Here is a 12,270-nt window from a genome sequence, read left to right as displayed (position 1 = left end):
GGCTTGCACCGGCACGCAGTTGTTAGCCCGCGATCGGCTTCCACTGGCTGCGTCACGCAACCGGACAGTTCCGCACGGCCGCAAGATGGCCGTGTCGTTGAGCACCGGGGCCCAGGCGCCTTATTTGAATGGTATTTAATTGAACACTGAGAATTCCCTCGTGGACCAGAACAACCTGCTCCATGCGGAAAACAGCCTTGAGGAAATCGAAGTCGAGGCAAGCCTCGCTTCCGATGAACGTCCGCACGAGATTCCGCAGCAGACCTTCGCCGACTTCAACGTCCGCGCCGACATCGTTCGCTCGCTCTTCGACGCCGGCATCACGCACCCTTTCCCGATCCAGTCCATGACGCTGCCCGTGGCGCTCGACGGCCATGACATCATCGGGCAGGCCAAGACCGGTACCGGCAAGACCCTGGGCTTCGGCATTCCCGCGCTGCAGCGCGTTGTCGGCCCCGAAGACGACGGTTATGACAAACTGCCCGTCCCGGGTGCCCCGCAGGCCCTCGTCATCGTTCCGACCCGTGAGCTTGCCGTGCAGGTGGCCAAGGACCTCACCACCGCTTCGCGCCACCGCAATGCGCGCATCGCCACCATCTATGGTGGCCGCGCCTATGAGCCGCAGACCGAGATGCTCGCCAAGGGCGTCGAAGTGGTTGTGGGAACACCGGGACGGTTGATCGACCTGCACCGGCAGCGGCACCTGAACCTGAAGAACGTGCGCATCGTGATTCTTGACGAGGCGGATGAAATGCTGGACCTGGGCTTCCTGCCCGACGTGGAAACGCTGATTGCCGCCACCCCTGCCATTCGGCAGACAATGCTCTTCTCCGCCACCATGCCCGGCCCCGTCGTCGCCATGGCGCGTCGCTACATGACGCAGCCGACGCACATCCGTGCCGCTGACCCGGACGATGAGGGCATCACCAAGAAAGACATCCGCCAGGTCATCTACCGTGCGCATAACCTGGACAAGACCGAGGTTGTCTCGCGAATCCTGCAGTCCCGCGGCCGCGGCCGGACCATCATTTTCACGAAGACCAAGCGCACCGCCGCCAAGGTCTCCGAAGAGCTGATTGACCGCGGTTTCGCCGCCGGCGCCATCCACGGCGACCTGGGCCAGGGCGCCCGTGAACAGGCGCTGCGTGCCTTCCGCAGCGACAAGGTAGATGTGCTCGTCGCCACCGACGTCGCTGCCCGCGGTATCGACGTCGATGACGTCACCCACGTGATCAACTACCAGTGCCCCGAAGACGAGAAGACCTATCTGCACCGTGTGGGCCGCACCGGCCGTGCCGGCAACAAGGGCACCGCGGTCACGTTCGTGGACTGGGACGATGTTCCCCGCTGGGGCCTGATCAACAAGGCCCTGGGCCTGGACCAGCCGGAGCCGGTGGAAACCTACTCCTCATCGCCGCATCTGTACACGGATCTGGACATTCCCGAGGGCACCAAGGGTCGCCTGCCCCGCAACCAGCGCAAACTCGCCGGCATCGACGCCGAGGAGCTTGAAGACCTGGGCGAAACCGGCAAGAAGCACGGCGGGCGTGATTCCGGCCGCCAGGGCGGACGTGGCTCCGAACACGGTGGCGGCCCTAGCCGCGGCCGCGGCGAAGGCCGTTCCGAAGCCGGATCCCGCGCCACCGAGCCTTCCGACGGAAGCCGCCGGCGCCGTCGTCGTTCTTCCGGAACCGAAGAAGCTGCCGGCCGCGCGGCAACCGACCGTCCGGCCCAGGCCGAGAACACCACCAAGACCGAGGGTGAGAGCGTTCGTCCGCGCCGCAGCCGCAGCCGTACCCGGCGGCGCAACGGCGAAGTGGTCAGCGCGCCGGATACCTCCGGCGCCGGTAACGCGGAATAACCGGCAGCACGGGACGAGAATAGGCTACCTCTTCAGTTATGACGGAGACCGTCTGCGGGCCCGGGCCCGGTTCTTTGTGGTCGCCGGACGGCCGCAACTTGGTGGTGCACGCGGATAACGCGGAGTTCCTGCCGACGCTGCCGGACGGCGCCTTCACGCTCATCTACGTAGACCCGCCGTTTAATACCGGCCGGTCCCAGCGGCGGCAGCAGCTTTCCATGGTCCGCAGCGCCGACGGCGAGGGCGACCGGGTGGGCTTCCAGGGCCGCTCCTACCAGACCATCAAGGGCATGCTCTCCAGCTACGACGATGCCTTCGATGACTACTGGTCCTTCCTCGAGCCCCGGCTGGCCGAGGCTTGGCGGCTGCTCGCCGACGACGGCACGCTGTACCTGCATCTGGACTACCGCGAGGTGCACTACGCCAAGGTGCTGCTGGATGCCCTGTTCGGCCGCGAATCCTTCCTGAACGAAATCATCTGGGCCTACGATTACGGCGGCCGCGCGAAGAACCGCTGGCCTGCCAAGCACGACAATATCCTGGTCTACGTGAAGAACCCCCGCACCTACCACTTCGACAATGCCGAGGTGGACCGCGAGCCTTATATGGCTCCGGGCCTGGTCACTGCGGAGAAGGCTGCCCGAGGCAAACTTCCCACGGACGTCTGGTGGCATACCATCGTCTCCCCGACCGGCAAGGAAAAGACCGGCTACCCCACGCAGAAGCCCGAGGGCCTACTCCGGCGCGTTGTGGCAGCCAGCAGCCGCAAGGACGACTGGGTACTGGACTTCTTTGCCGGTTCAGGCACCCTCGGCGCCGTGGCGGGACAGCTGGGACGGCGCTTTGTCTGCGTGGACCAGAACCCGCAGGCAATCGAGGTCATGGACAAGCGCCTCTCGCCTCAGGCTTCCGTGGTTCGCTTCGGATCAGCACCTGCACCTTAGGGCCTGAACATCCGCTGAGCCCCCGTGCTGCAGGCAGAACAAAGGCGGCCGGACAGTTTCGATGAAACTGTCCGGCCGCCTTTGTTGGCAGCGGGTCGCTTAGATTATGGTGCGACCCTCTCTACGGGCCTCGGCCCAGTCACGGAAGAAGCCCTTGCAGATCATGAACAAGGTTCCGCCGACGATCACCGGCCACATCAGTACGTAAATGGTCAAAAGAATGGTTTCCATAGGTTTCTCCTTTACTTTCCGGCGCCGCTTGCAGCGGTGCCGGCAGCAGTAGCGTCGAGCTCCGGCTCGGTCTCGGAATCCGTGTCGTAATCGCCGATGCGCTGCTTGATCAGTGCGAAGTCGAAGTCCTGCTTGCTGCGCACCGACATGGCGTAGCAGACCACGGTACTGATGGCGTAGGCCACCAGCGAACCGGTCAGGACCGTGTAATCATGCAGGAAGCCAATGGCGAACGGCGCCGCAACCAGCGCGCCAAGGGCGCCAATGATCCGGGCTGCCTTGAGTCCGAAGAACCCAAAGGACATCAGGCCCAGCACAACGCCGATACCCACCACGGAGACCACGTCGAAGACGATGCCGGTGGCGCCGTCCATCGGGAACCACTCGAAACGGACCGGGATGAAGACGGCGAGTGCCGCCAGCACCGAAACGGTGAACGCCTTGTTGGTGACCTTGTTCCAGTAGAAGCTGGCGATCACCGGGAAGACCAGTGCGCCCCAGAGTGCACCGACGAAGACCAGCAGGTCCAGGATGTTCATCTGTCCGCTGGCGAAATACAGTGCAGCGGCCGTGGCAACGATCATCGAGATGCGGCCGACCATCAGCATGGTCTTCGGGTTGGCTTTGCCCTTGGCGATGTTCTGTCCGTAGACGTCCGCCATCATGATCGAGGACAGCGCGGCCAGATCCGAATCCGCCGTCGAAGACAGCGCGCCGATGATCATAATCAGGAAGACACCCAGCAGGATCGGCCCGAGATAGGTGGAGGCCATCTGCGGAATCAGGTTGTTGGTGTCTCCGCCGGACGGCGAAATACCCAGGTACAGCGCCATGACGCCGAGCATGCCGACACCGATGATGGTGGCACCGTAGCCGATCGTCGCGGTGACGAAGGTCCTCTTGATCAGGTCCTCACGCACTGCGAAGAGCCGCTGGGCGATGGTCTGGTTGCCGATGGCGTAGGCCAGCACGGCGGCGATGTACGGCGCACCCTGGTTCAGGAAGGCATCCGAAGAGAAGAAGTTGGACTGCTGCGGCGTCAGATTCGCCGCACCCTGGGTAAACATGTCGGGGCCGCCGGCGGAGAAAAAGACCACCGGGATAATAACGACGACGGCGCCAAGCATGGCGACGACCTGGGCAAAGTCCGTCATCACGGAAGCCCGGAAGCCGGACCACAGCGTGTAGAGCAGCACGCCTGCGGCGATCACGATGATGCCCTGCGAGAAGCTGAACGGTGACAGCAGCGCAATCAGCGCACCGCCGGCGATGAAGTTCGAGGTGAGGCTGATAAGGCTCCCGACGACGTTCGAACCGGCCAGCATGAGCTGGCTGGAACGACCGTGTCGGGCATGCATAACCTCAGCGAGCGTATGGGCTTTTGGCGCGACTTTGCGGATGCGCTTGCCAAAGGGGTAGATGAACAGGATCATCAGTGCGCCCCAAAGACCGTAGTGGATCGGTCCCGAAATGCCGTAGGTGTAGCCCGACGTTGCCGAGGCGTACATGGAGGACGCCCAGATCCAGGTCGCCGTCATGCTGGCCGCGGAAATTCCGAAGCCGACTTTGTTGCCTGCAGTCATGTAACCGTCTGCGTTTTCCTTCTTTTTCCCGATGAGTGTGGACATCAGGAGTGTGCCGCCGTAAAACAGCACCAACAGCAGGATTACGGTCCAGCCGCTCAGTTGATAGAACTCCGCCTCAGGCGTCATTCGCTTCCTCTCCTCATGACAGGCTCACCGGGCACCTGCCAGATTCAACGCGCGCCGGCCGTCAAGGCTCTATTTCCACGTTTCGTCCGGCGGTTCCTCGTCAAAAAGGCCGCGGACATCTGAATCCGGTGAAGGATTCGAGGCGCGCACTCCCGTCCGGCACAATGCCGGACCCAACAACAAGCTGCACTCGCTGCAGCAAACAAAAATGCGGCCGGAATCCCTCCGCGCCGCAAAGGCAGTGGCTGTTCTTCAGCCGACTACGGGATTAATAATGCTTCCTACCTGTGCGTTTTCCGGCTCTAAGACATCGGAAGATTGCTACAAGCAAGCATCGTGCTTTCAATACTTTAGCATCATTGCGCCTGATAGCCGCTTTTTGTGTCCCGCTGCGGGAGGTAGGCAGCACTTCCCGTGCCCAGTTCGAGGATCCTTTCGAGCACCTGGACGGAGGTCGTATTCTCCCCCAGCCGGTTGGGTTTTCCCGCCCCGTGGTAGTCGCTGGATCCGGTGACCAGCAGCCCGTTTTCGGCGGCAAGCCGCCGGAGCCAGACCTTGCCTTCTTCCGGATTATCCCGGTGGTCAACCTCCACGCCGTCGAGCCCGGCGTCGATCATTTCCCGGAAGACCTCCTCACCGACAACCCTGCCGCGGCTGGAGGCCACGGGATGGGCGAAGACGGCCACGCCGCCCGCCTGCTTGATCAGTTCGACGGCGCGTGCAGGTTCCGGCGCGTAGTGCGTCATGTAATACCGCGACCGGGACGTCAGAATATGGGCGAACGCCTCGCTGCGGTCGGAAACGATGCCCGCCGCCACCAGGGCATCCGCGATATGCGGGCGCCCCACCGTCGCGCCGTGAGCGGTATGGGCATTAACGTCCGCCCACGTGATCGGATAGTCCTCCGCCAGCAGTTCGACCATCCGTTCGGCCCTGGTCAGCCGAGCGTCGCGGGCTTTACCGATTTCTGCCAGCAGACCGGGGTGGGTCGGGTCGTGCAGGTAGGCCAGGACGTGGACGCTGATCCCTTGCACAGAGTGGCAGGTCACTTCCATGCCGGGTACCAGCCCGATGCCGCATTCACGCGCAGCCGCGAAAGCGGGCTCCCAGCCCGCCGTCGAGTCGTGGTCGGTCAGCGCGACTACGTCCAGGCCTGCGGCGGCAGCCGAACGTACGACGTCGGCGGGCGGTTGCGTGCCGTCCGAGACTGTGGAGTGTGCGTGCAGATCGATTCTCACGCCACCAATCTACCGCGCACCGGCACCGGAATGCTGTGCTGGAACGTTTGGCAGGTCTTGGCGCCGGTGAGACGATGGTTCGGTGAGTACAGACGTCAATAACAGCGCCCCGCTGCAGGCTTCCGAAGGGCAGCCGCTCGAAGAGCGCGGAAACAACCGATCGCAGCGCCCGGAATCCGATGCTTTCAAGGACTTCATGGGCAGCAAGTGGGCCCCAAGTACCGCCCAGGCCCCGGCCAAAGCCGAGGTGGCAGCGCATGCCGCGCGCCGCCGTCGTGCCATTTCGGAGAAGTTCCGAGGCGAGCGGCTGGTCATCCCCGCCGGTCCGCTCAAGGTCCGCTCCAATGACACGGACTACCGGTTCCGCCCGCATTCCGGCTTCGCCCATCTGACCGGTCTCGGACTGGACCATGAGCCAGAAGCCGTCCTGGTTCTGGAACCGACGGCAGAAGGCGTCGGCGACGACGGCGGCCACCACCATGCCACACTCTATTTCCGCCCGCTGTCGGGCCGGGATACACCGGAGTTCTATGCTAACGCCCGCTACGGCGAATTCTGGATCGGCCCGCGGCCCACCCTGCCCGAGCTCAACCAGCTGCTGGACCTCGACACCGCTGAGCTGAGCGAGCTCGAGGTAGCCATTACCAAAGGCGCCGGCGTGGTCGGTGTCGGCGGCATGCGGATCCGCCTGCTGCGCGAAGTGGACATGAACGTGGACGCGCTCGTCGACACTTCCCGCATCAACACGGGGGTGGACCTGGAAGAGTCCGACAAGCTCGACGCTTTGCTTGCCGAAGCCCTGTCCGAACTGCGCCTGCTCAAGGACGAGTGGGAAATTGCGGAAATCAAAAAAGCCGTAGCCGCCACCATCAACGGCTTCCATGAAGTGGTCAAGGTTCTGCCGCGCGCGATCATCCATGACCGGGGCGAGCGCGTGGTCGAAGGCGCGTTCTTCGCCCGCGCCCGTGAAGAGGGCAATGATCTCGGCTACGACACGATTGCCGCAGCCGGCAACAATGCAACGATCCTGCACTGGATCCGCAACAACGGCAGGGTCAACGCGGGCGATCTGTTGCTGCTCGATGCCGGGGTGGAGGCCGATTCCCTGTACACCGCGGACGTAACCCGGACCCTTCCGGTCAACGGCAGCTTCAGCGAGATCCAGCGCAAGATCTACCAGGCCGTGCTGGACGCGGCGGATGCCGGCTTCGCCGCGGCCCAGCCGGGCGCGAAGTTCCGTGATGTGCACACGGCTGCCGTAACAGTACTGGCCGAGCGGCTGGACGAGTGGGGTGTGCTGCCCGTTTCGTTGGACGAGGCGCTGTCCGAGCACGGCCAGCATCACCGGCGCTGGATGCCGCACGGAACCAGCCATCACCTGGGGCTGGACGTCCACGACTGTGCGCAGGCCAAGCGCGAGCTCTACCTGGACGGCATCCTCACGGAAGGCATGGTTTTCACCATCGAACCGGGCCTCTACTTCAAGAACGAAGACCTAGCGGTTCCGGAGGAATATCGCGGCATCGGTATCCGGATCGAGGATGACATCCTGATGACCGCCGATGGCCCGGTAAACCTCAGCGCAGCGCTGCCACGCAAGCCGGACGAGGTCGAGTCCTGGATGGCCGGCATCTACAGCCCCACCGGGGAATAGCCTGCTCGGCCGGGCAGCCTCTGCCCGGCCAGGCGCCGCAGGACCAGACAGCAGAAACAGTAGGGGACGGATCCGCAATGGATCCGTCCCCTACTGTTTGGATTTCCCTGGAGGCTGGCGGCCTTACTGGCGCGGTTGCTCCGAGGGACCCTCTGGTTTCTGGTCCTGTTTCCGCTGTTCTTCCGGGTTGCCGGAAGGCCCACCGCGGTCATCCGGCTGGCTCTGCTCCTGCTCCGGCGAGATGCGGACGCCGTACTGGGGACGGCCGTCCGGCAGATCCGGGAAACGGCCACGCACCGGCATACCCGTTGTCTCGGCACCGTTTTCCTTACCGGCACCGGCCGACGGCTGGCTGTTTGGCTGCGGCGGGATGTCTGGCTGGCCGGGCTGGTTCTGGCCGGCCTGGTTCTGGCTGGGCTGCTGGTACGGATCGCCCCACTGCGCCGGACGGTCAGGCATCGGCGGCTGCTGCTGGGATTGCTGCGGTTGCTGCCCGGGGCCAGGCCCCTGTGCACCGGGGTGGAAAGGATGGCCGGGCATTGGCAGCTGTGAGGCCAGCCGGCGGGCCTCATGCGCCACTTCGGTGGCAACGACGACGTCGTAGCTGGTTGCCACCGTCTGCTGGGTCGAGGTGAAGTCCCGCTTGCCGCGGGTAAACGCATAGCTGACCACACCGAACAGGATCCAGAATGCGGCGCCCATGGCCATCGAAGAGAGCACCAGCGTGTAGCTTCCGCCACCGCCGAACAGCATCAGCAGAAGCCCTACGAACAGACCGAACCATGCACCCGTTGCCGCCCCGGAAAGAGCAACCTTCGGATAGCTCAGCCTGCCAGTGACGCGTTCCACGGACTTGAGGTCATTGCCTACAATTGTCACGTGCTGGACGGGGAACTCCTGGTCCGCAAGGTAGTCCACCACTTTCTGCGCGTCCAGATAAGTCCGGTAATTGCCGAGCAGCTCGCCTTGCGGAAGCCCCGGCTTCAGGTCACGTGATTCGGTACGGCCAAGCATTGACATACCCTCATTGTCCCCCACATTGTCCCGGCAGTGTGCCCGGTATCGCTTCAGGTGAACGTCTGTGGCCTTTCGCGCGCCCCAGTGCGGCTTGGACGGCGCATACCACGTAGCCTAATGGGATGAGCACAAATCCAACCAGAGTCTTCGTTGCACGCCTGCTCGGCCTGGACGTTTTCGATCCTTTGGGCGACCGTCTGGGTCGGCTGCGTGATGCCGTAGCGCTTGACCGCGGCGGGGCCAAACCGCCCCAGGTCGTGGGCATTGTCGTCGAGGTCCCCGGCAAGAAACGCGTCTTTGTGCCCATGACCAGAATTACCTCGATCAACGCCAGCCAAATCATCTGTACCGGATTGGTCAACCTGCGCCGGTTCGAACAGCGTGGCGCGGAAATGCTGATGGTCGCGGAGATGTTCGACCGCCGGGTCACTCTGGCGGACGGCAGCGGCGACGCCACCATCGAAGACATCGCGATGGAAAAGTCCAGGAACGGTGACTGGTACGTTTCCCAGCTGTTTGTCCGGCGTGGCCACTCCACTTCCCCGCTTCGCAGCCTGCGCCGCAACGAAACACTCATCATCGACTGGAACGAGGCCCAGCAGGGCGCCCGGAACGAGCCTCAGGCGGCAACGGCGTTCGTGGCCAGCCACGAGGACCTCAAAGCAGCGGACTTTGCCGAAGCCCTGCACGAGATGACGGGCAAACGCCGGATCGAGGTAGCCAGCGAGCTGCAGGACCAGCGGCTCGCGGCGGTGCTCCAGGAGCTTCCGGACGACGACCAGGTCCAGATCCTGTCCTCGCTGGACATTGAGCGTGCCGCGGATGTCCTGGAAGAAATGGACCCCGACGACGCTGCAGACCTGCTGGCGGAACTGCCCGAAGAGCAGAAAGAAGAACTGCTCCAGCGTATGGAGCCAGAGGAAGCCAAAGACGTCCGACGCCTCATGGAGTATGAGGAGAACACTGCCGGCTCCATCATGACCCCGGTTCCGGTCATCCTGCCTCCGGAAGCTACCGTAGCCCAAGCCCTGGCCCACGTACGCCGCGAGGAACTGACGCCCGCGTTGGCGTCGGCCATTTTCGTCTGCCGGCCGCCGCTGGAAACACCCACGGGCCGTTATCTCGGCGTCGTGCATATCCAGCAGTTGCTGCGCTATCCGCCGCCGGAGGCATTGGGCAATATTGTGGATACGGACCTTGACCCGGTGTCGGATCAGGCGGACGTCAGCGAAGTGGCGCGGATGCTGGCCACCTACAACCTGAACTCGCTCGCCGTGGTGAACGAGGACGACAGGCTCGTTGGTGCGGTTACGGTGGATGATGTGCTCGACCATCTGCTGCCCGATGACTGGAGGGCGCAGGATGATGAAGTATCACTGAGCCGGAAGGTGGGCCGAAATGGCTGAGAAGAAGAATACCGCCGGTGCGCTGGACATCCCCCGCGAGGCGCGCGCCCGTCTGCTTCCGCGGTTGCGGCCCAACCCGGATGCCTTCGGCAGCGCCACCGAGAACTTCGCCCGGTTCATGGGTACCCCGCAGTTCCTGGTCTGGATGTCGGTCTTCTGCCTGATTTGGCTCGGCTGGAATACGTGGGGGCCGCCGTCGCTGCGCTTCGACAGCGCGGCACTGGGTTTCACCGCGCTGACGCTGATGCTTTCCTTGCAGGCGTCCTACGCGGCACCGTTGCTGCTGCTGGCCCAGAACCGTCAGGACGACCGGGACAAGGTCTCGCTCCAGCAGGACCGGCAGCGCGCCGAGCGGAACCTTTCCGATACGGAGTACCTGACGCGTGAACTGGCCGCGCTGCGCATCGCGCTGCAGGAAGTGGCCACCCGCGACTTCGTCCGCAGCGAACTTCGAAGCGTCCTCGAGGAACTCCTTGAGTCCGACGACGGCGACGAGCGTCCCGTCCGCAGGGGCAAGAAGAAAGTCTCGGACGCGACTGCTGCCTTGCCCCGCATTTCCGCGCGTCCCCAGAAACAATCCGAAAGCTAAGCCGTGACACCGTATCATCCCCTACCCGACAGGCAGTCCGTCCAGCGGGCCCTGGAAAAAGTCATCGACCCGGAACTGCGCCGGCCGATTACCGAACTGGGCATGCTGAAGGGTTTTTCCATTGACGACGGCGGCGCTGTCACCGTGGAAGTGCTGCTCACCATCGCCGGGTGCCCCCTTCGTGACACCATTACCAGCGATGTGGAGAAGTCCCTGGCCGCCGTACCAGGCATCAGCGCGGTTTCGGTGGTGCTGGATGTGATGACACAGGAACAGCGCACCGCTTTGAAGGAACGGCTCAAGGGGCCCGGCGCGGAGCGCGGCATTCCCTTCAACGATCCGTCCTCGTTGACCAGGATCTACGCCGTGGCCAGCGGTAAGGGCGGCGTGGGCAAATCCAGCGTCACTGTGAATCTCGCGTGTGCCATGGCGGCCCAGGGTTTGCGTGTAGGGATCATCGACGCGGACGTTTACGGTTTCTCCATCCCCGGCCTGATGGGCATCACCGGTGCCCCCACGCGCGTGGACGAAATGATCCTGCCGCCGGTGGCCTACGGCGTCAAAACCATCTCCATCGGCATGTTCGTCTCGCGAAACCAGCCGGTGGCGTGGCGCGGACCGATGCTCCACCGTGCACTGGAGCAGTTCCTGACCGATGTCTACTTCGGCGACCTTGACGCACTGTTCCTGGACTTGCCGCCCGGCACCGGTGACATCGCCATCTCCGTATCGCAACTGCTGCCCGAGTCCCGGATACTCGTGGTCACCACGCCGCAAAGCGCTGCCGCCGATGTCGCAGAACGGGCGGGGTCCATCGCGGTGCAAACGGGCCAGCAGATCGCGGGTGTCATCGAGAACATGTCCTGGCTTGAGCTGGAGGACGGCAGCCGGGTGGAAGTTTTCGGCGCCGGCGGCGGGCAGGTGGTGGCCGAGCGGTTGAGCAGCACCCTGGACAAAGATATTAAGCTGCTGGGCAGTGTCCCCTTAGATCCGCGGCTTCGGGAAGGTGGCGACCGCGGCGAACCCATCGTTCTGGCGGACGGCCCGGCAGGGTCTTCACCGGCAGCCAAGGCTTTGCGGAGCATCGCCGCGGAGCTGGCATCCCGCCCCCGCGGTCTCGCTGGCCGTCCCTTGGGGGTCAGTCCGGCCTAGGTGGCTTCGACGTCGAAAGGGGCAGCCTGGCCCGGCTCGAGCCGCTCAATGCGTCTGGTCCCGGGGCCTGCTCCTGGACCCGCTGCTGCCGTAGAGGTTCCGGCCGTTTTCGTCGCCGTTGCGGCAGCGGCTGCACCAGCGGCTCCGGCCGCCAGGGCAGGAGTTGACTTCGCTGTGCTGCGCTGCGGACCGAAATCGTCGTCTTCATCGTCGTCAAGCAGAGCTTCCTTGATGATCCGGCGCGGGTCATACTGACGTGGATCGAGCTTGCGCCAGTCCATATCAACAATTTCGTCGCCGACTTCTTCGCGGAGCTGGTCTTTAGCCCCGGCCGCCATCCTGCGCAGCTGCTTAACAAGCCGGCCCAGCTGGGCGGCGTATTCGGGTAAACGCTCAGGACCGAGCACTATCACGGCAATTACCGCGAGAATGATCAGTTCCGATCCGTTAATTCCGAGCACGTTTG

The 12,270-nt window shown here is 63.9% G+C and carries 11 protein-coding genes; 6 read left to right on the top strand and 5 right to left on the bottom strand.

Annotation, left to right across the window (positions count from 1 at the left end; all coding sequences use genetic code 11):
* Positions 1–175: 175 nt before the first annotated feature.
* Both AC3A4M_RS02180 and AC3A4M_RS02175 read left to right on the top strand, forming a co-directional pair.
* Complete coding sequence (locus AC3A4M_RS02180) at positions 176–1,861, top strand: DEAD/DEAH box helicase (protein WP_498734082.1); 1,686 nt, start codon at positions 176–178, stop codon at positions 1,859–1,861.
* A gap of 38 nt (positions 1,862–1,899) precedes the next feature.
* Positions 1,900–2,805 (top strand): DNA-methyltransferase, encoded by a 906-nt coding sequence (locus AC3A4M_RS02175; RefSeq protein ID WP_498733644.1) that lies wholly within the window; start codon positions 1,900–1,902, stop codon positions 2,803–2,805.
* A gap of 99 nt (positions 2,806–2,904) precedes the next feature.
* Here AC3A4M_RS02175 and AC3A4M_RS02170 read toward each other — a convergent pair whose 3' ends face one another.
* The 3 genes from AC3A4M_RS02170 to AC3A4M_RS02160 form a co-directional block, all read right to left on the bottom strand.
* Positions 2,905–3,036 carry a putative transporter small subunit gene (locus AC3A4M_RS02170; RefSeq protein ID WP_240793011.1) on the bottom strand — a complete coding sequence of 44 codons (132 nt, stop codon included), beginning with the start codon at positions 3,034–3,036 and terminating at the stop codon, positions 2,905–2,907.
* A gap of 11 nt (positions 3,037–3,047) precedes the next feature.
* Positions 3,048–4,748 (bottom strand): sodium:solute symporter family protein, encoded by a 1,701-nt coding sequence (locus AC3A4M_RS02165; protein ID WP_498733640.1) that lies wholly within the window; start codon positions 4,746–4,748, stop codon positions 3,048–3,050.
* A 356-nt stretch (positions 4,749–5,104) separates the two neighbouring features.
* Positions 5,105–5,986 carry a PHP domain-containing protein gene (locus tag AC3A4M_RS02160; protein WP_498733638.1) on the bottom strand — a complete coding sequence of 294 codons (882 nt, stop codon included), beginning with the start codon at positions 5,984–5,986 and terminating at the stop codon, positions 5,105–5,107.
* A gap of 196 nt (positions 5,987–6,182) precedes the next feature.
* On the opposite strand from AC3A4M_RS02160, the gene AC3A4M_RS02155 reads away from it, so the two are divergent.
* Positions 6,183–7,640, top strand: coding sequence for an aminopeptidase P family protein (locus AC3A4M_RS02155; protein ID WP_498734081.1), 1,458 nt, complete (start codon positions 6,183–6,185; stop codon positions 7,638–7,640).
* 123 nt (positions 7,641–7,763) lie between these two features.
* Here the strand turns inward: AC3A4M_RS02155 and AC3A4M_RS02150 are convergent, their stop codons facing one another.
* Positions 7,764–8,660, bottom strand: coding sequence for a YflT domain-containing protein (locus AC3A4M_RS02150; protein WP_498733636.1), 897 nt, complete (start codon positions 8,658–8,660; stop codon positions 7,764–7,766).
* A gap of 119 nt (positions 8,661–8,779) precedes the next feature.
* On the opposite strand from AC3A4M_RS02150, the gene AC3A4M_RS02145 reads away from it, so the two are divergent.
* From AC3A4M_RS02145 to AC3A4M_RS02135, 3 genes are read left to right on the top strand one after another with little or no spacing between them, the layout of a single operon-like run.
* Complete coding sequence (locus AC3A4M_RS02145) at positions 8,780–10,063, top strand: magnesium transporter MgtE N-terminal domain-containing protein (RefSeq protein WP_498733634.1); 1,284 nt, start codon at positions 8,780–8,782, stop codon at positions 10,061–10,063.
* Positions 10,056–10,652: a DUF1003 domain-containing protein gene (locus tag AC3A4M_RS02140; RefSeq protein ID WP_139004750.1), complete on the top strand. Its 597-nt coding sequence runs from the start codon at positions 10,056–10,058 to the stop codon at positions 10,650–10,652. Before AC3A4M_RS02145 ends, AC3A4M_RS02140 begins: the two co-directional genes overlap by 8 nt.
* Positions 10,653–10,655: 3 nt before the next feature.
* Positions 10,656–11,804, top strand: a complete 1,149-nt coding sequence (locus AC3A4M_RS02135) for an Mrp/NBP35 family ATP-binding protein (protein ID WP_498733631.1) — start codon at positions 10,656–10,658, stop codon at positions 11,802–11,804.
* On the opposite strand, the gene AC3A4M_RS02130 is transcribed toward AC3A4M_RS02135, so the two are convergent.
* Positions 11,801–12,265, bottom strand: coding sequence for a twin-arginine translocase TatA/TatE family subunit (locus tag AC3A4M_RS02130; protein ID WP_498733629.1), 465 nt, complete (start codon positions 12,263–12,265; stop codon positions 11,801–11,803). The two genes, AC3A4M_RS02135 and AC3A4M_RS02130, sit on opposite strands and share 4 nt — an antisense overlap.
* Between the last annotated feature and the right edge of the window lie 5 nt (positions 12,266–12,270).

The sequence above is a fragment of the Arthrobacter sp. Soil_C_60 genome, from assembly GCF_057656375.1.
This window is presented reverse-complemented; position numbering and strand designations above follow the sequence as displayed.